The 25,640-nt window shown below is 68.6% G+C and carries 18 protein-coding genes and 2 pseudogenes; 11 read left to right on the top strand and 9 right to left on the bottom strand.

Annotation, left to right across the window (positions count from 1 at the left end; all coding sequences use genetic code 11):
- Positions 1 to 382 (top strand): annotated as a pseudogene (locus BN4348_RS55890) (aldehyde dehydrogenase); the annotation flags it as partial.
- A 30-nt stretch (positions 383 to 412) separates the two neighbouring features.
- Here BN4348_RS55890 and BN4348_RS55895 read toward each other — a convergent pair.
- Positions 413 to 1,144, bottom strand: a complete 732-nt coding sequence (locus BN4348_RS55895) for a cutinase family protein (protein WP_066917255.1) — start codon at positions 1,142 to 1,144, stop codon at positions 413 to 415.
- 240 nt (positions 1,145 to 1,384) lie between these two features.
- Between BN4348_RS55895 and BN4348_RS55900 the strand changes: the two genes are divergently transcribed.
- Both BN4348_RS55900 and BN4348_RS55905 read left to right on the top strand, forming a co-directional pair.
- Positions 1,385 to 2,287: an SDR family NAD(P)-dependent oxidoreductase gene (locus BN4348_RS55900; RefSeq protein WP_066917256.1), complete on the top strand. Its 903-nt coding sequence runs from the start codon at positions 1,385 to 1,387 to the stop codon at positions 2,285 to 2,287.
- The gene (locus BN4348_RS55905) at positions 2,284 to 3,885 is read left to right on the top strand and encodes an AMP-binding protein (protein WP_066917257.1); all 1,602 of its coding nucleotides are present in this window, start codon (positions 2,284 to 2,286) and stop codon (positions 3,883 to 3,885) included. The genes BN4348_RS55900 and BN4348_RS55905 overlap by 4 nt, the downstream gene beginning before the upstream one ends.
- On the opposite strand, the pseudogene BN4348_RS55910 reads toward BN4348_RS55905, so the two are convergent.
- The 3 genes and pseudogenes from BN4348_RS55910 to BN4348_RS55930 all read right to left on the bottom strand — a co-directional run bounded on the left by BN4348_RS55910 (position 3,874) and on the right by BN4348_RS55930 (position 10,046).
- A pseudogene (locus tag BN4348_RS55910) lies at positions 3,874 to 9,035 on the bottom strand (HAD-IC family P-type ATPase). The gene BN4348_RS55905 and the pseudogene BN4348_RS55910 sit on opposite strands and share 12 nt — an antisense overlap.
- 368 nt (positions 9,036 to 9,403) lie before the next feature.
- The gene (locus tag BN4348_RS55925) at positions 9,404 to 9,628 is read right to left on the bottom strand and encodes a hypothetical protein (protein WP_066917259.1); all 225 of its coding nucleotides are present in this window, start codon (positions 9,626 to 9,628) and stop codon (positions 9,404 to 9,406) included.
- 43 nt (positions 9,629 to 9,671) lie between these two features.
- The gene (locus BN4348_RS55930; protein WP_066917260.1) at positions 9,672 to 10,046 is read right to left on the bottom strand and encodes a nuclear transport factor 2 family protein; all 375 of its coding nucleotides are present in this window, start codon (positions 10,044 to 10,046) and stop codon (positions 9,672 to 9,674) included.
- Positions 10,047 to 10,122: 76 nt separating this feature from the next.
- Here BN4348_RS55930 and BN4348_RS55935 point away from each other — a divergent pair, with 76 nt between their 5' ends.
- Together BN4348_RS55935 and BN4348_RS55940 are read left to right on the top strand one after the other, a co-directional pair.
- Positions 10,123 to 10,971 (top strand): rhomboid family intramembrane serine protease, encoded by an 849-nt coding sequence (locus tag BN4348_RS55935; RefSeq protein ID WP_084454656.1) that lies wholly within the window; start codon positions 10,123 to 10,125, stop codon positions 10,969 to 10,971.
- Positions 10,968 to 11,429, top strand: a complete 462-nt coding sequence (locus BN4348_RS55940; RefSeq protein ID WP_066917262.1) for an SRPBCC family protein — start codon at positions 10,968 to 10,970, stop codon at positions 11,427 to 11,429. The genes BN4348_RS55935 and BN4348_RS55940 overlap by 4 nt, the downstream gene beginning before the upstream one ends.
- On the opposite strand, the gene BN4348_RS55945 is transcribed toward BN4348_RS55940, so the two are convergent.
- Genes BN4348_RS55945 through BN4348_RS55965 form a run of 5 tightly spaced genes read right to left on the bottom strand, consistent with a single transcriptional unit; the run spans position 11,426 to position 17,436 of the window.
- Positions 11,426 to 12,583: an NDMA-dependent alcohol dehydrogenase gene (locus BN4348_RS55945; RefSeq protein WP_066917263.1), complete on the bottom strand. Its 1,158-nt coding sequence runs from the start codon at positions 12,581 to 12,583 to the stop codon at positions 11,426 to 11,428. The two genes, BN4348_RS55940 and BN4348_RS55945, sit on opposite strands and share 4 nt — an antisense overlap.
- Before the next feature lie 37 nt (positions 12,584 to 12,620).
- Positions 12,621 to 13,403 carry an SDR family NAD(P)-dependent oxidoreductase gene (locus BN4348_RS55950; RefSeq protein WP_084454657.1) on the bottom strand — a complete coding sequence of 261 codons (783 nt, stop codon included), beginning with the start codon at positions 13,401 to 13,403 and terminating at the stop codon, positions 12,621 to 12,623.
- 2 nt (positions 13,404 to 13,405) lie between these two features.
- Positions 13,406 to 15,052 (bottom strand): AMP-binding protein, encoded by a 1,647-nt coding sequence (locus tag BN4348_RS55955; protein WP_066917264.1) that lies wholly within the window; start codon positions 15,050 to 15,052, stop codon positions 13,406 to 13,408.
- Between the two features lie 12 nt (positions 15,053 to 15,064).
- A complete protein-coding gene (locus tag BN4348_RS55960) occupies positions 15,065 to 15,814 on the bottom strand; it encodes a GntR family transcriptional regulator (RefSeq protein ID WP_066917265.1) in 750 nt (249 codons plus the stop codon).
- On the bottom strand, positions 15,814 to 17,436 hold the full coding sequence (locus BN4348_RS55965) for a Vgb family protein (protein ID WP_066917266.1): 1,623 nt from the start codon (positions 17,434 to 17,436) through the stop codon (positions 15,814 to 15,816). Before BN4348_RS55965 ends, BN4348_RS55960 begins: the two co-directional genes overlap by 1 nt.
- Positions 17,437 to 17,648: 212 nt before the next feature.
- Between BN4348_RS55965 and BN4348_RS55970 the strand changes: the two genes are divergently transcribed.
- The 6 genes from BN4348_RS55970 (at position 17,649) to BN4348_RS55995 (ending at position 25,628) form a co-directional block, all read left to right on the top strand.
- Positions 17,649 to 18,503, top strand: coding sequence for an SDR family NAD(P)-dependent oxidoreductase (locus BN4348_RS55970; RefSeq protein ID WP_066917267.1), 855 nt, complete (start codon positions 17,649 to 17,651; stop codon positions 18,501 to 18,503).
- Positions 18,503 to 19,879, top strand: a complete 1,377-nt coding sequence (locus tag BN4348_RS55975) for an aromatic ring-hydroxylating oxygenase subunit alpha (protein WP_066917268.1) — start codon at positions 18,503 to 18,505, stop codon at positions 19,877 to 19,879. Before BN4348_RS55970 ends, BN4348_RS55975 begins: the two co-directional genes overlap by 1 nt.
- Before the next feature lie 66 nt (positions 19,880 to 19,945).
- Positions 19,946 to 21,805, top strand: coding sequence for a flavin-containing monooxygenase (locus BN4348_RS55980; RefSeq protein ID WP_211145785.1), 1,860 nt, complete (start codon positions 19,946 to 19,948; stop codon positions 21,803 to 21,805).
- The gene (locus BN4348_RS55985) at positions 21,798 to 22,742 is read left to right on the top strand and encodes an SDR family NAD(P)-dependent oxidoreductase (RefSeq protein ID WP_066917270.1); all 945 of its coding nucleotides are present in this window, start codon (positions 21,798 to 21,800) and stop codon (positions 22,740 to 22,742) included. The genes BN4348_RS55980 and BN4348_RS55985 overlap by 8 nt, the downstream gene beginning before the upstream one ends.
- Complete coding sequence (locus BN4348_RS55990; protein ID WP_066917271.1) at positions 22,735 to 23,919, top strand: CaiB/BaiF CoA transferase family protein; 1,185 nt, start codon at positions 22,735 to 22,737, stop codon at positions 23,917 to 23,919. Before BN4348_RS55985 ends, BN4348_RS55990 begins: the two co-directional genes overlap by 8 nt.
- A 2-nt stretch (positions 23,920 to 23,921) precedes the next feature.
- Positions 23,922 to 25,628, top strand: a complete 1,707-nt coding sequence (locus BN4348_RS55995; RefSeq protein WP_066917272.1) for a thiamine pyrophosphate-binding protein — start codon at positions 23,922 to 23,924, stop codon at positions 25,626 to 25,628.
- The last annotated feature ends 12 nt before the right edge of the window (positions 25,629 to 25,640 follow it).

Below are 25,640 nucleotides of genomic sequence, written 5' to 3' on the forward strand. Positions count from 1 at the left end.
ACAGGCCAAGGCCAGCGGAGCGACGCCGCTGCTCGGCGCCGATCAGGTGGTCGCCGCCGTCGGGGACGGGTACGCCGCGCTGCGCCCGGCCGTGCACCTGCTGGCCGAACCGGATGTCGGCAAGCTCAACGTCGAGTTGCCGTTTCCGTGCGTGTGGGTGTCGCCGTGGTCGCGCGCCGCCGGCATCGAGCCGCTGCGGCACTCATTGGTCGTCACGGCGATCACCGGCGACGACCGGCTGCTCGAGGAGCTGCTCGACGAACCGACGATCACCAACGTCTACCGCGGCCCGCACCCGACCTTCTATGCGGCGCCCGAAATCCCGCACAACGGGTTCCTGGCGGATCACCTGATGCGCAACAAGGGCTTCGTCGGCGACTAGCGCGGGAGCCGCGCCTGGTAGACCGTCAGCTCAGCTGCCGAACCCTCCCCCGGGGGCCCCGGCCGGGGTGGCGCCGTTGCCGCCGAGCTGACTGGCAGCGAACGCGGCGCCCTTGTCGATGATCTGCCCGTCGGACGCGTACGTGTCGTGCGCGGCGAAGTTCATGCCGTCGGAGCAGACCGGGTCCTCGGGGGCGCACACCTTGATGGTCTTGGGCTGATAGAGCGGACCGATCGCGACCGGGGGCTCGTTGAGGAAATTCATCGCCCGGACGTTCGGCATGCCGAACAGCACCACCGACGAGACGTGGTCGGCCACGGACGGGTCCAGCGGCTTGGGCACCGTGTTGGGATCGACGCCGTCGGGCACGGCGGCCGAGGTGACGAAGCCCATCACGGCCGCGCCCTGGGAGTAGCCGCTGAGCACCATCTTGGTGTTGGGGCAGTCGTGCGCCGTCGACACGACGTGCGCGCCGGCGTCCCTGATCCCATCGAGGCCGGTGTCCCAGTCGTTGCTGGCGGGGTAGTTGACCGGATACACGTCGAGGGACTTTCCGCCGATGCGCGAGCGCAGGTCATCGACGAACGCCTGTCCGGTCGGCCCGACACCCGGGGGCTCACCGGTGCCGCGGGCGAACACCACCTGGACGTCCGGGCACTGGGCGGAGGCTAAGGGGAGGGCAGGCGCGAGAACCGAGGCGCTGAGGCCGGCCGCCGCGACCGCCGCGGAACCAAGGAAACGAGGGAGGTGACGTGCGATCATGCCGCAATTGTGCCCTTGTAAACGGTTGCCTAAACAGAGTTTTCTCCGACAATTGTTTCAGAGCCGTAAATTGGCCCGTCGGCTCGCCTCGGGACCGGCCGGGGACCGGACGAGAAACGCCGGGCCCGGGCGCGGGGCCGGAGCCCGGTGTGGTCTGCTAGCTGTAGCTCGAGTCGAGGCGCACGGTCAAGCCAGAGCCGCACCCTCGGCGCGCAATTCGGAGTGAGTGCGGCAGCGAACATGAACGTGATAGCACAGCCCTTCCAGCGAGCCCTTGCAGCGGTCGCCGACCGGGTGGCCAATCCGGCGCGGGTCTCGGACCCCGACAAGCTGCGCGAGACCGTCGCGGGCAAGACGGTATTGGTGACGGGCGCGTCCTACGGAATCGGCGAAGCGACGGCCCGCACGATGGCCGCCGCCGGAGCGACCGTGCTCGTCGTTGCCCGGTCGGCGGAAAAATTGGAGGACCTTGCGGCGGCGATCAACGCGGGCGGCGGCCGGGCCGTGGCCTATCCGACCGACCTCACCGACGAGGCCGCCGTCGGCGCGCTGACGAAACAGATCACCGAGGACCACGGCCCGCTCGACATCGTGGTGAGCAACGCCGGCAAGTCGTTGCGCCGCTCGCTGCATGACCAGTACGACCGCCCGCACGACTTTCAGCGCACCATCGCCATCAACTACCTGGGACCGATCTGGCTGCTGTTGGGGTTGCTACCGGCCATGCGCGAGCGCGGTGCCGGGCATATCGTGAACGTCTCGAGCGTGGGCGTGCGCGTCGTTCCCGGGCCGCAGTGGGGCGCCTACCAGGCGTCCAAGGGCGCGTTCGACCGTTGGCTGCGCAGCGTGGCGCCGGAATTGCACGCCGACGGTGTGGATGTCACGTCGGTTTACTTCGCTCTGGTCCGCACCCGGATGATCGCACCCACGCCGATCCTGGGCCGGCTGCCCGGCATGTCTCCGGACGAAGCCGCCGAGGCCATCGCCAAGGCGGTCATCGAGCGGGCCCGCACCAACGAACCGCCCTGGGTGTGGCCGGCCGAGCTGGCGTCGGTGCTGCTGGCCGGGCCCGCCGAACGCGCGGCCCGGCTGTGGCACCGCCGCTTCTTCGCCGATTCCGAAGCGCGCGAGGCCCACTCGTGACCGCGTTTGCCTCCCAGGACGGCGTGGTCGCCACGGCGGCGCGGGCGCTGCTGCGCTCCGGACTGCTCGGCCCGCCCTCCCCGGCCACGGTGGTGCGGGTGATCCGGGAGGCGCGACGCGGCGGAACGAATCCCTACACGCTGCTGGGCGTCACGGCGGCTCGGTGGCCAGACCGGGCGGCCATCGTCGACGACGACGGCGCCCTCACCTACCGGGAGCTGCGGTCGGAAGCCGAAGCGCTCGCCCGCGAGCTGTCCGACGCCGGGGAGGGACCCGGCCGCGCGGTCGGCGTCATGTGCCGCAACGGGCGGGGTTTCGTCAAGGCGTTCTTCGCCGTGGCCCTGGTCGGCGCCGACGTCGTGCTCGTGAATACGGATTTCCGCATCGATGCGCTGGCCGCCGCGCTGAGCGCACACCGAATCACCACGATCGTCGCCGACGACGAGTTCACTGAGCGGGCGCGTGCCGCCTCCGAAGCCGAAGCATCGGCCGCCCTCGTCGATCCGGCGAGGGTCGATGCGCGCGACGAGGGGCCGCGACCCCCGAGACCCCGGGTGGCCGCACCCGGCCGGATCGTTCTGTTGACGTCGGGCACGACCGGCAAGCCCAAGGGCGTGCCCCGCACCCCGCAGCTGCGTTCGGCGGTGGGCGTCTGGGTGACGATCCTCGACCGCACCGGGCTGCGAACCGGTTCGCGAATCTCGGTGGCGATGCCCATGTTTCACGGGCTGGGCCTCGGCATGCTGATGCTGACGGTGGCCCTGGGCGGAACCGTGCTGACGCATCGCCACTTCGACGCCGAGGCCGCGCTGGCGCAGGCGTCGCTGCACCGCGCCGACGCGTTCACCGCGGTGCCGGTGGTGCTCGCGCGGATCCTGGACCTGCCGCAGCGGGTGCGGGCGCGAAACCCGTTGCCCTATTTGCGCGTCGCGCTGTCCAGCGGAGACCGGTTGGATCCCACCCTGGGCCAGCGGTTCATGGATGCCTACGGCGACATCCTCTACAACGGCTACGGCTCCACCGAAGTCGGCATCGGGGCGTTGGCGACGCCGGCCGACCTGCGGGAGGCCCCCGAGACCGTCGGAAAACCGGTCGCCGGCTGCCCGGTGCGCATCTTCGACAAGAATGACCGACCCGTCGGGCCGCGCGTCACGGGACGCGTCTTCGTCGGCGGCGAGCTGGCGAGCGAGGGCTACACGGAGGGCTCGGGGGAGGCCAAGGCCGTCGTTGAGAACATGACGAGCACCGGGGACATGGGCTATTTCGACAATGCCGGACGGCTCTTCATCGTCGGTCGCGAGGACGACATGATCATCTCGGGGGGCGAGAACGTCTACCCGCGCGCGGTGGAGAACGCGCTCGCCGAGCACCCCGACGTCGCCGACAACGCGGTCATCGGCGTTCCCGACGAGCGGTTCGGCCATCGACTGGCCGCCTTTGTCGTCCCGCGGCCGGGACGCAGCATCGACCCGCCGGCACTGCGGGATTACCTGAAGGGCAGGGTTTCCCGCTTTGAACAGCCCCGGGACATCAACGTCGTCGACAGCATTCCGCGCAATCCGGCGGGCAAGGTCGTGCGCAAGGAGTTATCGAGCTGAGCCGGCCCAGGCCTCAATCTGCTTGGGTTCGAGCGCTGCAACCCTCTTGGCCAGCCAATTGGGCGCCAGGACCGTCACGGCCGTGGTGCCGGCGGTCGCGCCGATCACGCCGGACCACGCGACGGGACCCAGCGGTGTACAGCCGAAGAACTGGCTGACACCGGGGGTCTGCACGATGGCGACGAGCACCCCGGCGCTGCCCAGCGCCGTGGCGATGACCAGCGGGCTGTGGCGGCGTGTCAGCAGGGTCTGTGCGAGCTGCGTGGTGACCAGTGCGGTGAGACCCATTGTCGCCGTGCGGCGTTCGGTGCCCGGGGTCCAGCGGCCGATGGCCCAGGCTGCCGTCGCGCCGGCGGCGGTGACGGCGCCGCGGGTGACGATCTGGCGCATGAGCGGCGCGTCGAGCGACGGCGAGGGTTCGGACAGCGCCGCGAGCTGGAAGGCGCGCTGCAATTCCTCGGCGTCGCGGTCCGCGACGTCCTCGTCTTCGGGCTGCGGGTACTGCGGGGTGACGGCAACCGCGAGCGCGGGAAACATGTCGGTCAGCAGGTTCACCAACAGCAGCTGACGCGTGCCCACCGGCGCACGACCGGTCCCCAGCGCGGTGCCGATGATGGTGAAGAGCACCTCACCCACGTTGCCGCCGACGAGAATGCTGACCGCATCTTTCACGCCGCCCCACATCCCGCGGCCTTCGACCAACGCGTCGATCAACACGCCAAGGTCGTTGTCGGTCAGGACGATATCGGCGGCGCCGCGCGCGGCCGACGAACCGCGACCACTCACCCCGATGCCCACGTCGGCCATCCGGATCGCGGCGGCGTCGTTGGCCCCGTCACCGACCATCGCGACGGCCTGCCCGCTGTGCTGCAGCGCGGCGACGATCTGCACCTTCTGCTCCGGGCTGACGCGCGCGAAAACCTGGACGTCGGCGGCGAGTTTGGCCCGCTCGTCCTCGTCGAGGGCGGCGAGTTCGGCGCCGGTGATCTCTCGCGCGTCCGACGGCAGGCCGAGTTGACGGGCGATCGCGCGGGCCGTCACCGGGTGGTCGCCGGTGATCAGCACCACCCTGCGACCGGCCTCCACCAGCGTCTCGATCAGTGGCCGCGCCGACGCCCGTGCGGTGTCGGCCAAACCGACGTAGCCGACCAATTCCAAGTCGTGCGCGGCGGCGTCGACGTCATCGGCATCGGTGTCCTCCTCGGTGGTCTCGCCGTCCCAGCGGCGCTGCGCCACGGCCAGCACCCGCAGTCCTTGTTCGGCGAGGCGCATCACCAACGACTCCGCGTGGTTCTGATCGGCGTCCGCATCGGCGAACCGGCAACGCGGCAAGATCTGCTCGGGCGCTCCCTTGACCATCAGCATCGGCTCCGCCGAGTTCGCGGTGCCGATCGAGGCGGAGTAGCCGCGACTGGATTCAAACGGCACCTCCGCGAGCACTGTCCATTCCGAATCACCATGGCCATCAAGGGAATTGGCGGCCGTGAGGATGGCCTCGTCGGTGGCGTGAGCGTGGCCCTGCCCGTTGTGCGGCTGGGTGCATGCCCGCGCGGCGACGCGCAGCACCTCGGCGCCCTGCGGGTCGCCGGCGTCGGGGAGCGGGCCCCGCGCGCTGGTCCCGTGCGGCACCGCGGAGACGACGCGCAGATGGTTCTCGGTGAGCGTGCCGGTCTTGTCGAAACACACCGTCTGGACCCGGCCGAGCGCTTCGACGGCGCGCGGCGTGCGGACCAGCGCCCCCCGCCGTGACAATCGCTGGGCGGCGGCGAGCTGGGCAAGGGTGGCCACCAACGGCAGGCCCTCGGGAACGGCGGCCACGGCGATGGCGACGCCGTCGGCGACCGCCTGCCGCAGCGACCCACGGTGCGCCAGCGCCAAACCGGTCACCGCGGCACCGCCGGCCAGGGTCAGCGGAAGCACTTTGCTGGTCAGTTCCCGCAACCGGGCCTGCACACCCGCGGCCGACTCGACATCCGCGATCGCCGTCAGCGCGCGTTGCGCGGCGGTGCCGGCGCCGGTGGCGACGACGATCGCCCGCGCGCGCCCGGCGACGATGGTGCTGCCTTCGAACAGCATGCTGGCCCGGTCGGAGTCGGCGGCGGCGACGGGCTCGACCTGCTTGTCGACCGGCAGCGACTCGCCGGTGAGGAAGGACTCGTCGACCTCCAGGTCCTCGGCTACCAGTAGTCGTGCGTCCGCCGGTACCACCTCCGGCGCGGCGAGGTCGATGATTTCGCCCGGGCGCAGCGATTTCGCGCTCACCGTGACCGTTCGTTCGGTCGTGCGGGCCGCCTCGAGCCGGCGGTGCGCCGTTGCCACGGTGGGGAGCACGACGCGGCGCGCGTGCTTTTCCTGCTCGGCGAACAGTTCGGCGACCGCCGCCTCGGCGCGCAAGCGTTGCACCCCGCCGGCGATAGCGTTGGCGGTCATCACGCCGGCCACCAGCAGTGCGTCGACATTGCTGCCGACGATGGCCGACGCGGCCGCACCCACGGCCAGGATCGGTGTCAGTGGATCGGCGAGCTCGGCCCGCGTCGCCGACAGCAGCCGACCCACCCGGGCCGCCGGCCCCCGCAGCGGCGCGACGACCGGGTTGTAGGACAGGTCGTCGAGAACCTGTCTCCAGGGCGCGATTCCGGGCTCGACGGCAAGCGGTCGCGTGCGGCTGGTCAGGCGGGAGTAGACGATCTCGGGGTCCAGGGCATGCCACGCGGTCAGCGGCTGCGGCGTGGGATCGGCCAGCCGTAACACCCTGCTGGCCGAGAAGGTTCCCTGTATCAACGCGGCCGCGGCCGCGGCGTTGACCGGGTTGAGCCAGCGCTGCAGGGCCAGCGGGTTGGCAGAGCCGGGATCACCGGTGACCAGCAGCAGCCCGGCCAGGGTGCTGCCGCCCTTGGCAAGGCGCACCGCGGATTCCGTCGCCTCCCGGGCCACCGGCAGCGCCGACAAGATCCGAACCGCCGCCGCCAGATCGGTGCCAGTGATGATGTCCGCGGTCCACGGCGTCGCCGCCTGCGGATCGTCGAGGGCCACACCGACGTCGGCGATGGCCAGCGCCGCCAACGTGTCCGTCGACGCGAAGTCCCGGTGCAGCGCGGTGATCAGCAATACCGGCCCGCGATCCGTCCGCAAGTCGCGAACCAGCTGCAGTAACGGGGTGCCCGGCGGGTGACTCACCGCGACGCTGGCGGTCAGGTCTTCGGTGCCGGCGACGTGACGCAACACCACCCGCGCCCCGGTCCGGGCCGCGGTCTGCAGCAGCGGGATGGCGAACGGGTCGACCTCCCATCCCACGTCGACGCTGCCGACGCGTTCGCCGTCGACCACCAGGTCGGCATGCTCGAGCCCCTGGGCGGGCATCGCCGAGGGGCCCTGCGCACGGATCCAGTGCAGCCGCGCCCCGGTGGCCGGCAACTCATCCGGGTCCGGCTCGGGTGCCTCCTCGCCGTGCAGCAGCGCGTCGGCGACCTCGTAGACCCGGTCCTCGTCCCAGCCCGGGATGTCGCCATGAGCCCGCAACACCGCGNGTTGCGCGGCGGTGCCGGCGCCGGTGGCGACGACGATCGCCCGCGCGCGCCCGGCGACGATGGTGCTGCCTTCGAACAGCATGCTGGCCCGGTCGGAGTCGGCGGCGGCGACGGGCTCGACCTGCTTGTCGACCGGCAGCGACTCGCCGGTGAGGAAGGACTCGTCGACCTCCAGGTCCTCGGCTACCAGTAGTCGTGCGTCCGCCGGTACCACCTCCGGCGCGGCGAGGTCGATGATTTCGCCCGGGCGCAGCGATTTCGCGCTCACCGTGACCGTTCGTTCGGTCGTGCGGGCCGCCTCGAGCCGGCGGTGCGCCGTTGCCACGGTGGGGAGCACGACGCGGCGCGCGTGCTTTTCCTGCTCGGCGAACAGTTCGGCGACCGCCGCCTCGGCGCGCAAGCGTTGCACCCCGCCGGCGATAGCGTTGGCGGTCATCACGCCGGCCACCAGCAGTGCGTCGACATTGCTGCCGACGATGGCCGACGCGGCCGNGCGCCGGCCGCGTCTTCGGTGCCGCCGCCGGCCAGCAGCGCGCCGGCCGCGGCGATCAACGAGGCGTTCGCCGCCTGATCGACGTACTCCTCCACCGGCCCGGCCATCGATCCCTTCGCGGTGTCGATGGCTGCGTCGATGGCCCCGCCGACCACCACGTGGGAAACCTCACCCGCGGCGGCGGCGGCCCAATTGTGCCGGGGCGCCTGCGTTTTGGGCCCCGCCGAGGAGATGACGGGAACAACCGGGGCTTGCGGCCGCTTCGGGGAGGCCAGCTCGGGCTCGCGCTCTCGCCATCGCTGCCGGTGAGCGGACGCTTCGGAGATCTGCAGGCTGCGTTGCGCCAGATCGATCAGGGGCGTGCCCACGGCATGGGTCAGCCCGTTGGCCAGCGCCGTCGAGGCGCTGAGGGCGATGTCGGTGCCGACGCGACCCAGCCGCGACTCCAGCACGGCTACCACCCGCGGCTGATGATTGAGCAGGGCGGCCGCGGCGCGCGCGCTGCGCGGCGCGACGGGCAATCGCCCCAGCCAGCCGGTGACCGCCGCACCGATCGCCGCGACGTCCATCGCCGCCGCGGTCATCGGGACCAGGATCGCCAACGGATTGCCCGGGTCGGCGAACGGCGCGGTCCGGGGTGCCGACTTCGGTCCCGTCAGATTCAGATCGGCGGCGACATGGCACACCGTGTCTCGCACCTCGTCGAGCACTGCGCCGCTGTCGGCGTCGCTGTCGAGTTCGACCACGAGCCGGCCAAGCGCGCCCTCGACGTGGGCGCCGGCCACCCCGGGAATGCGGCGAACCGGCTCCTCTACCACCGCGGCATGCTCGTGCCAGCGCGGGAAAGGCAGCAACGGGTCGAGGTCGAAATGCACCCGCCGCCCGCTCTGCCAGCGCACCGGCGGGCTGACGGCGCCTGGGGAACCGTCGGATTCAGAGCCCACGCCGATCGCCCGGCCGGTCGTGCGCCCCATCGACTGGACCACCGGGCCGGCCAGCTCCACCACCGGGCTGGCGAGCATCTGCACCGCCCCCGCCGCGCCGGCCGCGGTGGAGATACCGGCCCGCACCACCTGTGCGGCCCCGCCGGTCACGCCGGCGACGACGCCGGCCACGCCCGGAACCTTCATTCCGTCACCCTTCACATACGTCTACCGCGCCTAATGATCCTGGCGCGTCACGGGCCTGTCCACAGCGGGGCTGCGTGGACGGCACACGATGACGCCGACGAGAGCGGCGCGTCGGGATTCGCTCGGTTACCAGGGGGGTGCAAATCGCTTCCTCGCAGAAAGGTTACCGGCTCGGAGCGCGGCCAAACCTGCCGAAAGATCACGCGTCGGGCCGCGCGGTGCGCGGCATCACGATCGCAAAACCATGGCCGCCGAACCGCGTTGGTGAAAAGGGCATTTCGGGTGGCGCCAGGCAGTGGGCGCCCAAAAACACCAATGCGCGGTAGCCGTCGACCGGCTACTCGCGCATGAGCGGTGCGGAAATTCTGCTACAAGATCCGGTGGTTCGCCTTGCCGACCTGGTAGCCCGCCGGGAAAGACTTCTCGATGACCTGCAACTGGTGGTCCACCCTGGACTCGAGCTCGAGAACCACGCAGCCGTCGCCGATGGTTTTCGATTCGAGGACTATGTAGCGCTGACCACAATCGGTGATCGGGTCGCCCGAGTGCAATTTCTCGACCGGCACCGACTCCGGGGTTCCGTCCGCCTCCATCCCTGACACGTTAGGTCAATTACGTGACCGAGGGAATAGACCTCTACCGGGTGTCGGCCCCGGGCTGCTTGAAGAACACGCTGACGTGAGAGATCAGGCCGTCATCGTCCTGCTCGAAAAGGATGCATTCGGGCCACGTCGCGGCGACCCCGTCGATCTCGAACGCCTCGGTCAACTCGGCGTATGACACCCGGGAGTCGACGTGCGAGACCCGCCGCACCTCCAGCCGGTGGCCCTGCAGCGTGGTGCATACCTTGCGCAGGTAGGCGACGTAGTGTCGCTTGCCCTCGACGACGTCGCAGAACGGGCCCTCACGGACCAGGGCTTCGTCGGAGATCGTTGCGGCCAGGCCGTCCCAATCGTGTCCGGCCAGGCAGTCCAGGTAGCGCTCGACAACGCCGGCGCCGACTCCCGTCATGTGGGTGACTCCACGAAAAACACAGTAAGGCACGGCCGGGCCCCGCAGGTACGGCGTCACGGGTGAGAATGATTCGATGAGCGCACCCAGCGCACCGGAATCGCCGGCTGAGACCCCGAGTTGCTACCGGCATCCCGGGCGCCGCACCTACCTCCGCTGTAACCGCTGCGAACGCTACATCTGCGCGGACTGCATGCGCAGCGCCGCGGTCGGTCACCAGTGTGTGGAGTGCGTGCAGGACGGCGCCCGAACGATCCGGCCACCGCGGACCCGCTTCGGCGGGCGGGAGCGATCGGGCACGCCGGTGGTCACCTACGCGCTCATCGCCGTCAACGTGCTGGTGTTCATCGCGCAGATGGCGGCAGGGAATTTGGAGAAGCAACTCTCCCTGTGGCCGCCGGCCGTCGCGGACGGCCAGCTGTACCGACTGGTGACTTCGGCGTTCTTGCACTATGGCGCGACCCATCTGCTGCTGAACATGTGGGCGCTGTATGTCGTGGGACCGCCGCTCGAAAGCTGGCTGGGCCGAATGCGATTCGGGGCGCTGTACGCGCTGAGCGGGCTGGGCGGCTCGGTCCTCGTCTACCTGCTGACGACGAACACCGCGACGGCGGGCGCGTCGGGCGCGATCTTCGGCCTCTTCGGCGCCACGTTCGTGGTCGGAAAGCGGCTGGCCCTCGACGTCCGCTGGGTCGTCGTGGTCATCGTGATCAACCTGGTCTTCACGTTCGTCGCCCCCGCGATCAGCTGGCAGGGGCACCTGGGCGGGCTGGTTACCGGTGTCGTGGTGGCCGCGGCCTACGTCTACCCGCCGACGCCGCGGCGCAACCTGATCCAGGCCGCGGCGAGCGTGCTGCTGCTGGGCGTGCTGGTCGCGTTGGTCTGGTGGCGCACGGGCGTTCTCGTTGCGGAGTGGTACCAATGAGCTGGTGGGTCGCCCACACCGAACAGACGCTGAGCGAAGACGTGCCCGCGCCGCCGGACGAGGTTCGCGATTTCTACGTGGATCTGGACAACATCAAGCTCGTGCACCCGTTGATCGTGTCCGTGCAGGCCACGTCGCGCACCGAAACGCCGGACGGTTACCTGCAGGGTTACCGTGTGGTGGACCGGATCCCGTTGGGGCCGTTCACTATGCGGATCACCTACCGCGCACGGCTGCACGTCCGCGCCGAGGGCGACGTGACAACGGAGGCCGACCAGTCACCGGGGGTGCGGTTGCGCGGAACGGTGAGCTTCGCACCCAGCGACGGCGGCACCCGGATCACCGAGCGGATACGGATAACCGCACCGCGGCCGCTGGCCCCGCTCACCACTCGTGAGGCGGTCAAGGCGCACGTCGAGATGCTGGCGGGCATCCGGCGCCACTTCGAATCCCGCTAATCGCGGCTGGTGATCATGGTGGCGAACTCGATGATCCCGCGAATGTTGCGGCCGTCCCGCAGGTCCGCGAACGCCTCGTTGATCTCGTCGAGCCGGTAGTGGCGGGTGACCAGCTCATCGAGCTTCAACGCGCCGGCCTGATACAACGACAGCAGCATCGGCACGCTCGTGCGGGGATTCATCCCGCCGTACAGCGCGCCCCTGAGTTGTTTGGCCGACAGCGTCATCTCCTGCAGGACCAACGGAACCGGCGGCTCGGTGAAGGGGGTGATGCCGGTGAGCACGCATATCCCGCCCTTGCGAAGCAGCGACATCGCAAACGGGATCAGGTCGACGCGCACGACGCCGGGACTGACGACGACACGGTCGGCCATGACGCCGGCGGTGATCTCTTTCACCAACGACATCGCCTCCTCGGCGGAGGCGGCGGTATGCGTGGCGCCGAAGAACTTGGCCGAATCCCGCTTGGAATCAACCGGATCCACGGCGACGACATATTGTGCGCCGACGGCGCGCGCACCCTGCAGGGCGTTCATCCCGACACCACCGGTGCCGATCACGACAACGGTGTCGCCGGGTTCGGTGCCCGCCGATATCGTCGCCGAGCCCCAGCCGGTGCTGACACCGCACGACACGAGGGAGGCCGCGTGGAACGGAATCGCGTCGTCGATCCTGATGACGGACCGCTCCGACAGCACCGCATATTCGGCGAAGGTGCCGAGTTGGCCATACGCCAACAGGTTTTCGTCGCCGAGATGCCGGCGGCACGTGCCATCGGTGGGCATCTCCTTGGTGAACAGGCTCGCACCCACATCGCAGATATAGCTCTGACCGTTCACGCAAAACCGGCAACTGCCGCAGGCGGGAATGAACGAAAGCGCCACGCGATCCCCCGGCCGCACCGTCGTCACGCCCGGCCCCACTTCTTCGACGACGCCGGCACCCTCGTGACCGCCGAGCAGCGGAAACCAGTCCGGCGCCGGCTGACCGCTCGCGGCCAGCGCCTCCGGCGTCGGCACCACATCGCCGGTGAACAGGTGATCGTCGGAGTGACAGATTCCGGCAACGGCCATCCGCACCAGGACTTCACCGCCGCGGGGCGGGTCGAGCTCGATGTCGTGGATCTCCCAGTCCCTGCCGACCCCGCGGATCACAGCGGCACGACACCTCATTGCGACCTCCTCGACGGGTTCACGGCGCGATCCATTGCGACGTCAACGCGAACTCCGACAGATACTTCGTCGAGCTCCAGCCGCCGTCGACGACGATTGTTTGCCCATTGATGAAACTTCCGCCCGGCGAACACAAGAACGCGACGGTGCTCGCAATGTCGTCGATGGTGCCCAACCGCTGGTGCGGGGTCATCTCGGTGTTGATCTTGCGGAATCGCTCGTCCGCGAGGCGTTTCTCGACCATCGGCGTCATCGTCACACCGGGAGCGACGGCGTTGCACCGGATGCCGGATGCCCCGTACTGACATGCGATGTGCGTGGTCAACGCGGTCAGCCCGCCCTTTGCCGCGGAATAGGCGCCGCCGCGAAGCCCGCCGATGACCGCAAAAGTGGACGTGATGTTGACGATCCCCGACCCGGGCCGCATATGGGGCAACACGTCACGCGCGAGCCGAAACGGCGCCCGCAGCATCAAACCCAGGAAGTAGTCCAGGGTTTCGTCGTCGGTTTCGTCTAGCGGCTTGGGGCTGCCGACTCCGGCGTTGTTGATCAGGAAGTCGATGTGGCCCCATCGAGTGACCGCGAGATCCACGATCCGTTGCGGCGCGTCGTCGTGGGTCAGGTCGACCGCCACCGTCGCGACGCGATCCGGATCGCCGACGGATTCTTCCAGCTCGGCCAGGCGGCCTTGATCGCGGCCCGTGCCCACGATCGCCATTCCCAGCTCGGCGAGCTTAGTCGCGCATCCCAGCCCGATGCCGCTGCTGGCTCCCGTAACGATTGCGACCTGCATCTCACCCATCCTTAATCAGCGCGACGACCCGCCGCGCCCGGCTTCGCCGCGCTTGCGATCGCCGCGGAAGTCAGCGCCGCCCGGATCTGATGCTTGAGTATCTTCCCGGCGTCGTTTTTCGGGAGCGACTCCCAGATGACCACCTGTTCCGGCGCTTTGAATTTCGCGACACCCCTGCTCTCCAGGAGCGAAACCAGGCTCGCGACGTCCGGCCACGCCGCACCCGCGGGCACGATCACCGCGCAGGCCCTTTCCCCGGTGCGTTCGTCGGGTACCCCGACGACCGCAATCTCAGCGATGCCCGGGTGCGCGGCGAGCAGGTCCTCGACCTCTTTCGCAGAGATGTTCTCGCCGTTGCGGATGATGACGTCCTTGGCCCGCCCGGTCACCACCAGGTACTCGTCGTCGATCCAGCGCCCGAGGTCCCCGGTGCGGAAGAACCCCGCCGCGTCGAACGAGTCGGCGTCGTCCCCGGGGTGCCGGTAGCCCAGCAGCATCTGCGGGCCCCGCACACAGATTTCCCCGTCGCCGGGCGGCGCGGCTTCATGCTCGGCGAGCTTGATCTCGGCGATGCCGGGCCGCCCGTCGGTCGCCGCGGCCCAACCGGCTTCGTCGCGCCGGGGTGCGCCGACCGTCGCTACGGGCACCTCCGTGCAGCCGTACACCCGGGTGACCACCGCCTGCGCGAAATACCCGGCGGCACGGCGGATCAGCGCGGGCGACACGGAGGCGCCGCCGCAGATGAACACCTTCAAGCCGGGCAGCCGGGTGCCGGTGCGCTCGGCGGCGGACAACAGCTGCTGCAGAAACGGGGTAGCGCCGGCCATGTGGGTGCACTGTTCGGCATCCATCAGCGCGACGGCCGCCGCGGGATCCCAGCGGTCCATCAGAACCGCGGTGGTGCCCAGCAGCAGCGGGCATTCGAACGCGTAGATCGAGCCGCCGATGTGGGCGATCGGTGAGGGGACCAGGAACGCGTCGCCGGGAGCGATGCTCCAGCTGTCGCGGATCTGACAGATCAGCGCATGCAGCGAGTTGTGGCTGTGCAGCACGCCTTTGGCACGGCCGGTGGTGCCGGACGTGTAGAGGACCATCCGCACGGCGTCGGGATCCAGGGCCGGCAGCGTTGGCGGATCCGAGCCCGGGGGCCCCACCAGGGCCGGGTAGGGCGTGTGTAGACCGGGATCGCCGCGCACCACCACCACCTCGGGGGCCGGGCTCATCGTTGTGGTGACGCGGTCCAGCATCGCCGTGTAGTCGTGTCCGCCGAACCGGTGCGGGACGAAGACCATTGCGGTTTCGGCATCTTCGAGGATCAAGCGCAGGTCATGGTCGCGCAGCGACGGCAGAATCGGGTTCACCACCATGCCGGCCAGCGTCGCGGCCAGGTAGATGACGGCGGCCTCGTGCCAGTTCGGCAGCATGAAGGACACCACACTTCCGGCGGGCATCCGCGCCAGCAGGGCGGTCGCCAACCCGGTGGCCTCATGGTAGAGCGTGGCGCAGTCCAGCCGAGTGTCACCGTCCACCAACACCGTTCGCTGTGGCGAGGCCTCCGCAGCCGCGCGCACTGAATCGGCCAGCGTGGTGTGCACCCACAATCCACGCCGGTACGCCTCCGCCGCGAGCGCCGCGTCGTGGTGGGCCCGGGCTATCACCGCCGCTTCACCTCAGTCCGCCTGATCGTTCACGCGGCGCATGGTCATCGCATACCGAAAGCTCGACGACAGGTGAGTGTTGATCGTCACCTGAGCGACCTCGCTGTCGGAGGTCTTATACGTGCGGCGCATCTGTAGCGCCGCCGTGCCCGCCTCGACTCCGAGATCGTCGGCCAGCTCGGGCGGGAGCAGCACGGCGGCGATTTCCTGGCGCAACTCGGCGATGCTCACGCCGAACAGGTCCTCGATCAACGGAAAAATCGGCCCCGTGTGCCGTTGCAGCAGCCTGCCGACCGCGGCGAAAGTGCGGTTGATGTAGTACTCCGTTCGGCACAGCGGCACCGACGCACCGTCGGCCCGTCGGTAGCCACGCACCGACAGCCACTGCGTGCCGGCCTCCAGCCCGGTCCGAGCGGCAAGTCCGTCGTCGATCGTCACCATCTCGTTGGATTCGATGGTCAACTGCGCGCCGGCGGCGAACGCGAGCAGGTCGTCGATCGACATCGTCTCCTGCGCATAGGAACTGGACGCCGGCCGGGGAACCACGCGGGTGCCCGCGCGGGGCCGCGACGCGACGAGGTTGTCCTCGCGCAACCGGCGCAGCGCTTCGCGGACCGTGTACCGGCTGACCGCGAATCGCTCACACAACTGGTGTTCGGTTGGCAGCTGCGAGCCCACCGGATACACGCCGTCGACGATCTCCTTGCGCAGCGTGCGCGCAATCTGCAAATAGCGGTGCTCGCTGGAGAGGGCTTGCGACATCAGCGGCCGCCCCCGGATCGGCGCACTGCCAGGACGCTGCCGTCACCATCGGCCGAGACATACAGAGTCCCATCGCCGGCGGCGGCGACGCCGGCGAACGGGCCCTGCGGACCGGAAAACGGCGGCATGCCTTTCAGCGGCTTGGGCACCACACCCGGCGGGGGGCCGACCGGTAGGCCCGACGCAACGGTCTGCCGGATCCGGGTGCTCAGATCGAACGCGATCAACTCCTTCGCGCCGGCGTCGACGACGTAGAGCACGCCGTCACGCACGCAAATGCCTTGGGGGCGTTCCAGGTCGGCGACCGCGGTGTCGACCCGCGATCCGTCCACCCTGACCACCCGTCCGGCGCCGGCCTCCGCCACCAGGCAGGCCCCGTCCGAGTCCATCGCGACACCGACCGGCTCACGCAGACCGGTCGCCAGCTCGTCGATGCGACCCGAGCGCAGCGACAGCAGCCGTCCCGTGCCCAACTCCGCGAAGACCACGCCGCTCGGACTCAGGGCGACACCATAGAGCTGGTCGAAACCATCGGCCAGCACGTCGCTTTCGCTCGCCTCCGGCCGGTAGCGGGCGACCTGGCCGCCCGACGTCGTGACGACGAACTCGCCGGGTCCGCTCGATACGACTCCGCGCAGGAATCCGGGATAGCCGGGGCTGAACAACATTCCCACGGTGTGCAGGGAGCCGTCGGGCAGGGCGGCGTAGAAGCACGTGCCGTCGGCGATGTACAGCCGGCCGTCGTGGCCCACCGCCAGGTCCATCGGCCAGTTGAGGCCGCCCGGCAGCACGGATCGCGTTGTGCCGTCGGGCGATATCTCGGTGATCTCGCCGGTGAAGTTGGAGACGAACAACCGGTCGCCGACGAAGGTGCAATTGTCCAGCCCGGGATTCAGCTGGGCGAGCAGACGCCGTTCGCCGCTGCGCGGATCGATGCGCAGCACCTGTCCGTTTGCCACCTGCGTCGAGACGATCTGGCCCTGCGCGTCGAACTTGACCGAGTCGGGCACGCCGAGATCGCTTGCGACACAGTCCGGCTCGCCGCCGTCGGGGTCTACGCGCCAGATCGCATTGGCGCCCATCACCGGGAAGTACAGCAGGCCATCCGGCCCGACCTCCATCGCGTTCGGTGACGGTACGTTCGCCAGGAGCACGCGTGGCGGTCCACCCGCCAAGTCGAATTCCAGCAGCCGCCCACCCTCGCGGCATTCACCGACGAACAAGCGGCCCCGGTGGAAGGTGATGCCGTTGGCCGACGGCACGTCGTCGCGCAGCACTCGCGTTCGGCCGCCGGTGTCGCGCACGCTGACCCGGCCGTCCATCACCTCGGTCGCGTAGAGGTTGCCGGCGGCGTCGAACGCGACGTCGTCGGGCGCGACGATGTCGCCGCCCTTGGGGCTGGCGGTCATCAGCTCCCCGGTGCGGTAATCCAGCGCGCTGATCTGGCTGCCGGTCACCTGGGCGATGTAAATGCGACCGTCCGGGCCGGTGCGCACGCCATTGGCGCCGAACAGCCGGCTGGGCGCGCTGACCCGCTCGATCTCCCAGCCCTCGGTCACATCCGGTGGCTGCGCCGCCGCACAGCGCGAGGGCTGCGTCGAGCTGGCCCGTGAAATGGACATGCCCTGCCGAGGTCCTTCCGTCAGCCGATTGAGCTGGACGTTATCAACTCCACTTAGTCCAGACAATAGCTGTCAACTCCTCGAGGTCTCGGCCTTGACAGCCAGCTCGACCGATGGGAATAGTGTTCTCCAAGGGACAGAACGCCGTATTTTGTCCAGACAAACTTGCGGTTCGTGGCGGCCGGCGTTGTCTGAGGCAGGGAAAGCAGGGCATGGACGATCGCGAGGATTTTCTGCGGCTCCGCGGTCGCATCGTGGTGGTTTCCGGCGCCGGCGGTGGCGGCATCGGTACGACCGTCACGGCAATGACGGCCCGGGCGGGCGCCACCGTGATCGCGGTGAGCCGGTCGAAGGAAAATCTCGACGAGCACGTCGCACCGTTGGCCCACGAGGGCCTGGCGGTCGTCCCCGTCGCGGCGGACGCGTCGACCGACGAAGGCATCGCCGCGGTCATCGACCGGGCACGGCGGGTCGACGGCAGCCTGTACGGTCTGGTCAATGTCGCGGGCGGCGCCGAGCCGTCGACGTGGATGCCGTCGACCCGGGTGACGCGCAGCGACTGGCGCAAGATCTTCGCCGACAATCTCGAGACCGCGTTTTTCATGAGCCAGGCCGTCGCGGCGGAACTCGTCGAACAACAGCTTCCGGGATCGATCGTGTCGATCTCCTCGATCAGCGGCATGAACACCGCGCCCTTTCACATCGCCTACGGGACCGCCAAGGCCGCCATCGTTGCGATGACGCGCACCATGGCGCTCGAGCTGGCGCCGGCGCGGATCCGGGTGAATGCCGTGGCGCCCGGCGTCACCGAGACCGCGGCCTCACGCACCTACGTCGACGAGGACCCGGATCGGGACAGGCAGGCCATCGCGATGGGCCGGCGCGGGCGCCCCGAGGAACAGGCCGGCGCGATCCTGTTCCTGCTCTCGGAGTTGTCCAGCTACATCACGGGCCAGACGCTGCTGGTCGACGGCGGGCTCGACCTGAGATGGAGCCATCTCGCCGCCGACAACACCTCCTTGTTCCTCAAAGACGAGTCCTTCCGCGCCGCCATGAGGAGGATGTGATGACCGATCTGGCCAAGGATGTGAAATCACCGACGGCCGAGGAACTCTCGAGGCCGATGACGGTCGGCGTCGAGGCATACATCAGCGAGGACTACGCCCGCGCCGAGCGCGACAAGCTGTGGCGAAAAGTCTGGCAACAGGTGGGCCGCGTCGAAGAGCTGCCCGAGGTGGGCAGTTACCTGACCTACGACATTCTCGACGACTCGATCATCGTCGTGCGCAGCGCCGAGAACGAATTTCGCGCACACCACAACGTCTGCATGCACCGTGGCCGGCGGCTGATCGATACACCGCAGGGCGCGAAGAACGCCCGCGGGCGCGCCCGCAAGTCGTTCGTCTGCGGTTTCCACGGCTGGACGTACGGCCTGGACGGGGCGTGCACGCACATCCGCGAACAGCAGGACTGGCAGGACGCGCTGACTCCCGACAACACCCATCTGCACCCGGTCAAAGTCGACATTTGGGGCGGTTGGCTGTGGATCAACATGGACCCCGACTGCGAGCCGCTGGCCGACTACCTGTTTCCCGCCGCGAAGATCCTCGACCCGTTCGGGCTGGAAAACATGCGCTTCAAATGGCGCAAGTGGCTGTCCTTCGACTGCAACTGGAAGGTCGCGTTGGAGGCCTTCAACGAGACCTACCACGTCTACACCACCCACCCCGAATTCAATAAGTTCGGCGAATTCAAGGGGTGGGCCAAGGCGCAGGGAAAGCACAGCAACATCGGCTATGACGCCCCCGACGATCTCGCGGCCACCAAGTCCAAGATCCGTCTTGGAACCGGCGCGGATCCCCGCGTATCGACCGCGGAGATGCAGATCTACACGATGGAGGAAACCAACACTTCCACCACCGAGACGCTGGTGAACGCCGCCAAAAGGCTGGTCGACGAACTGCCCGAGGGCACACCGGCCGACAAGGTCCTCGAGCACTGGCTGGCGTCCGCGCGCCGCGACGACGAGGCCCGCGGCGTGATCTGGCCGACGATTCCGTCCGACATCCTCGGGCAGGCCGGCACGGCGTGGCAGATCTTCCCGAACTTCCAGATCGGTCAGGGGCTGACGGTTGCGCTGTGCTATGGCGCCCGGCCCGATCCCAGCTATAACCCCGACAAGTGCATCTTTGAGGTGTCGGTTTTCGAACTGTTTCCCAAAGGCGAAGAGCCCCAAACGGAGTGGGAGTACACACCGGTCGGCGACCCGCGGTGGCGCTCGGTCTTGCCCCAGGACTTCTCCAACATGGCGGCGGTCCAGCAGGGCATGAAATCGCTCGGCTTCCCGGGCACCAGGCCCAATCCCTATCGAGAGCGAAGCACCGTCAACCTTCATTACCAACTCTCGAAGTACATGGGTACCGGCGAACCGCAGGAGCTTTAGTGCCGATCGCGAGCGCGGCGCCGGCGCCGCGCGCCGCGGGTCGGCCCCATCAGGTTGAGGAGACACATGCCAATGTTCGATAGCTGCGGGCCCACGCAGACGCCGGACGACATCGATATCGACGCGCTGCGCAAAAAGTATTTGCACGAGCGCGATAAGCGGCTGCGCCCGGAGGGCTCGAAGCAGTACTTGGAACTCAAGGACGACTTCGCCGAATTCGCCGAGGTCGATCCCCATACCCCGGTCACCCCGCGCACGCCGATCGACGAGGACATCGACGTGGCGGTGCTCGGTGGCGGCATCACCGGCCTGCTGGCCGGCGCGTACCTGAAGAAGGCCGGCGTCGAGGACGTGCACATCATCGAGATGGGCGGGGACTTCGGCGGGGTCTGGTACTGGAATCGCTTCCCGGGAATCCAGTGCGACAACGACGCCTACTGCTACATCCCGATGCTGGAGGAACTCGGCTACCTCCCGTCGAAGAAGTTCGCCGACGGCGCCGAGATCTACGAGCACTGCCGCCGCATCGCCAAGCATTTCGGGCTCTACGACGGCGCCATCCTCTCCACCCAGGTCCGCGCGGCGCGCTGGGATGAGACGATCAAGCGCTGGCGGTTGCGCACCAATCGCGGTGACGACATTCGAGCCCGGTTCGTGGTGATGGCGCAAGGCTCGTTCAATAGGCCGAAGCTGCCGGGCATCCCCGGGCTCAAGGATTTCACCGGGCACATGTTCCACTCCGCTCGCTGGGATTACGACTACACGGGCGGGGACGCCAACGGCGGACTGCATAAGCTGTACGACAAGCGGGTGGCGCTCGTCGGTACCGGTGCGACCGGCGTGCAGCTGGTTCCGCACCTGGGCCGAGACGCCCAGCATCTCTTCGTGTTTCAACGGACGCCGTCGTCGGTGGACGTGCGAGGCAACGAGCCGACGGACCCGCAGTGGGCGGCGTCGCTGCAGCCGGGCTGGCAGGAGCAACGCAAGCGCAACTTCCACCGCTGGTCACCGTTGGGGGAAGGTGCGGTGTTCGACGAGCCAGACCTGGTGTGCGACTTCTGGACCGAACTCGGGCGCAACCTGACCGCGCGGATCGCGGCCACCGACGATCCCGCCTCGCTGACCGTCGAGCAGGTCATGGCCATCCGCGAAGAAGAGGATTACAAGGTCATGGAGCGCTTGCGGCGGCGCGTCGATGAACTCGTCGACGACCCCGAGACCGCCGAGGCCCTCAAACCCTACTACCGGTTCATGTGCAAGCGGCCCTGCAGCAACGACGAATACCTTCCGACGTTCAACCGCCCCAACGTCACGCTGGTTGACGTGTCGGAATCCAAAGGCGTGGAACGGCTCACCGCGAAGGGGATCGTCGCGAACGGCATCGAGTACGAGGTCGACTGCATCATCTTCGCCAGCGGTTTCGAGATCACCACGGACATCAGCCGCCGGTACGCAATCGACGTGATCGAGGGCCGCGAGGGCCTGTCGCTCTTCGATCACTGGCGCGAGGGCTACAAGTCGCTGCACGGGATGACCAGCCGAGGCTTCCCCAATCAGTTCTTCACCGGATTCATCCAGGGCGGCGTGGCCGGGAATACCACCGCGATGCTCGAGCAGCAGGCCGAGCACATCGCCTACATCGTTTCTGAGGCCATCGCGCGCCGCGCGGTCACCGTCGAGCCGAGCCAACAAGCTCAAGACGATTGGGTCAGGACGATCCGCGAATCCTCGATAGACGCCACGGAATTCGCGGTTTCCTGCACTCCCGGCTATTACAACAATGAGGGCGGCGGAGGCGGCGAGGGCATCCGCTCGGCCATCGGCGATCCCTTCATGCCCGGCTTCTACGTGTTCGACGACCTGCTCAAACACTGGCGGGCCAAAGGCGACCTCGACGGTCTGGTGCTTGAGGACCTCGATGGCTGACTTGAGGTCCTTGGATTTCGACGGCAGGGTAGCGGTGGTCACCGGGGCTGGCCGGGGGCTCGGGCGCTCCTACGCCATGCTGCTGGCGTCGCGCGGCGCGAAGGTCGTCGTCAACGATTCAGGGGGTGGCCTCTCCGGTGACGGCACCGATGCCGGCCCGGCCGACAATGTGGTGCGTGAGATCCTCGCTGCCGGTGGTCAAGCCGTCGCGAGCACCCATTCGGTGGCCACCGCGGGGGGTGGCAAGGCGATCATCGACGCGGCGCTCGATACGTACGGCCGCGTCGACGTCCTCATCCACAACGCAGGCAACGTCCGCCGCGGGTCGCTGAAGGAGCTGAGCTACGAGGATTTCGACGCAGTGCTCGACGTCCACTTGCGCGGCGCGTTCCACGTTGTGCGGCCCGCATTCCCGGTGATGTGCGAGGCGGGCTACGGGCGCATCGTGCTGACCTCCTCCATCGGCGGGCTGTACGGAAACCAGGACGTGGCCAACTACGCCGCCGCGAAGGCCGGCGTGATCGGCCTGTCCAATGTCGCGGCCCTCGAAGGCGCGGCCGAGGGCGTGAGGTGCAACGTGATCGTGCCGGCCGCGGTGACAAGGATGGCCGCCGGTATCGACACGTCGGCCTACCCGCCGATGGGTCCGGAACTCGTCGCGCCCGTGGTGGGTTGGCTCGCGCACGAAAGCTGTTCGGTGACCGGGGAGGTATTCGTCGCGCTGGCGGGCCGGGTGGCGCGGGCGGTCATCGCCGAAAGCCCCGGCGTGCACCGGCCGGCCTGGACGGTCGAGGACGTCGGCGAACACCTCGATGCGATCCGAAACATCGCGGCGCCGTTGGTTTTTCCGGCGGTGCCCGACGGGCACCACCAGCACATCCGCTACAGTTTCGAGCTCGCGCGGCGCTCCAGCGAGCGGGGCGTGCTGCATGGCTAGCCGGGCGGGCACCGGACCGCTGGCCGGTTTGCGGGTCGTCGACCTCACCGCAATGGTGATGGGGCCGTACTGCACGCAGATCATGGCCGACATGGGCGCCGACGTGATCAAGGTCGAACCGCCCCAGGGCGACAACACCCGGTACATCTCGGTCGGCCCGGTTCCGGGGATGAGCGGGGTGTTCGTCAACGTCAACCGCGGCAAGCGCAGCGTCGTGCTGGACCTGCACACCGACGCCGGAACGCAAGCGCTGCGCGCGCTTATCGAGACTGCGGACGTGTTCATCCACTCGATGCGGGCCAAGGCGATCGCCAAGCTCGGCTTCGCCTACGACGACGTCGCCGCGATCAACCCGGCGATCATCTACACCAATTGCTACGGGTACGGGCGCCGCGGACCCGAACGGGACCGGCCGGCCTACGACGACACCATCCAGGCCGAGTGCGGCCTGCCCGCGGTGCAACAGCAACTTACCGGCGAGGCCGACTATGTCGGAACGATCATGGCGGACAAGGTCGCCGGGTTGACGGCGCTCTACGCGACGACCATGGCGTTGTATCACCGCGAGCGCACCGGCGAGGGGCAAGAGGTCGAGGTCGCGATGTTCGAAACCATGGCCTCGTTCATCCTCGTCGAACACGCCAACGGCGCCCTGTTCGACCCGCCCCTGGGGCCGGCCGTCTATCCGCGGACGGTGGCGCCCAACCGCCGCCCGTATCGCACCAGTGACGGCTACATCGCCGCGCTGATTTACAACGACAAGCACTGGGACGCCTTCATGAACGCCGTGCGGCCACCGTGGGCCAGCCAGCTGTATTCGACGCTGGAACAGCGCGCCCAACAGATCGACACCATCTACGGATTGGTCGCCGAAACGATGAAGCAGCGCTCGACGCGCGAGTGGCTGGAGCTGTTTGGAGAACTCGAGATACCCGCCGCACCACTGAACACGCCCGGCGCGCTGTTCGACGATCCACATCTGAACGCCGTCGGCATGTTCCAGACCGTGGACACCCCACACGGGCCGGTGCGCTTCCCGGGCGTACCCACCTGGTTCTCCCGGACACCCGGTCGCGTTGCCGGGCCGGCGCCGGAACTCGGCGCGGACACCGCACAAGTGCTCGAAGAGCTCGGTGCGAGCGTGGTGCCTCCAGCTCGCGATGGAAAGGAATTTTGACCATGGGCGTGCCCGTCTACAAGCGCATCCTCGACCTGTTCGAGGCCGAGGGTGTGAACACGTTGTTCGGCATCCCGGACCCGAACTTCGTGCACATGTTCACCGAGGCCGACGCTCGCGGGTGGTCGGTGGTCGCGCCGCATCACGAACTGAGCGCGGGATTCATGGCCGAGGCGGCGTCGCGCATCACGGGCAAGCCCGGCCTGTGCATCGGCACGCTCGGCCCGGGCATGGCCAACATCGCCGGAGCGATCCAGTGCGCGCTAGTGGAGAACTCGCCGGTCATCTTCCTCGGCGGCCAGCGCGCCCGCATCACCGAGCGCCGGGTCCGGCGTGGACGCATCCAATTCGTGCGTCAGGAGCCTCTTTTCGCACAGTCCGTCAAGTACAGCGCGTCGATCGAGTACGCCGACCAGACGGATGAGATCGTCCACGAGGCGATCCGCCGGGCCATGTCCGGCACGCCCGGCCCGGCCTACATCGAGTACCCGTCGCACGTCATCCTGGCCGAGCTCGACGTGCCGGATCCGCTGCCGCCCAACCGGTACCGACTCGTCAACCAGACCGCGGGCGGGCGCGAAGTGACCGAAGCGGCGCAGCTGATCCGCGCTGCCGAGAGCCCGATCCTATTGGTCGGGCACGGGGTCCACACCTCGCGCACCGGCGCGGCGGTCAGGGAGCTGGCCGACCTCATGGCTTGCCCGGTGATCCAGACCTCCGGCGGCACCTCGTTCATCGAGGGCCTCGAGGATCGCACCTTCGCCTACGGATTCTCGCCGGCGGCCGTTGAGGCGGTGGTGAAGTCCGATCTGTGCGTCGCGCTCGGCACGGAGCTCGGCGAACCGAGCCACTACGGCCGGACCCGCCACTGGGCGCAGAACGACGCAACGCGCAAATGGGTTCTGGTCGAACAGGACCCGGTGGCCATCGGCGTCAACCGCCCCATCGACGTTCCCCTGGTCGGTGACCTTCGCGGTGTGGTGCCCCAGCTGGTGGAAGCGTTGCGGGACACCCCGCGAAAGGCATCGGTCGATCTCGACCGCTGGATCAAGGAGGATGCGGCGGAGCTGGCCCAGCTCGCCGAGAACGCGCCGGCGGGCCGGACGCCCGTACACCCGGCACGCTTCGTCGTCGAGGCCACCAAAGCGTTCCCGAAGGACGGCATCCTGGTGCGCGACGGTGGCGCGACCGTCATCTTCGGTTGGACCTACTCGCAGGCCAAACCGCGCGACGTCATCTGGAACCAGAACTTCGGCCATCTCGGCACCGGCCTGCCGTATGCGGTCGGCGCTTCGGTCGCCGACGGTGGTAAGCGCCCGGTGATGCTGCTGACCAGCGATTCGGCGTTCCTCTTCCACATCGCCGAGTTGGAAACCGCTGCGCGGCAGAAGCTGCCGCTGGTGTGCGTGGTGGGTGTCGACCACCAGTGGGGCCTCGAGGTGGGAGTCTACAAGCGCACCTTCCCCCAGCCGTCGCCGCAGCCCGGCGTGCACTGGAGCAAAGACGTCCGCCTCGACAAGGTCGCCGAGGGCTTCGGCTGTTACGGCGAGTACGTCGAGAAGGAGGACGAGATCGGCCCCGCGATCGAGCGGGCCTACGCTAGCGGCAGGACCGCCGTCGTCCACGTCTGTATCGATCCGAAGGCCAATTCCGAGGAGATGCCAAAGTACGACGAATTCCGTACCTGGTACGCCGAGGGCACCCAATAGGAAAGGGATCAT

It is taken from the genome of Mycobacterium interjectum, assembly GCF_900078675.2.
In the GTDB taxonomy this organism is placed as follows: Bacteria; Actinomycetota; Actinomycetes; order Mycobacteriales; family Mycobacteriaceae; genus Mycobacterium; species Mycobacterium interjectum.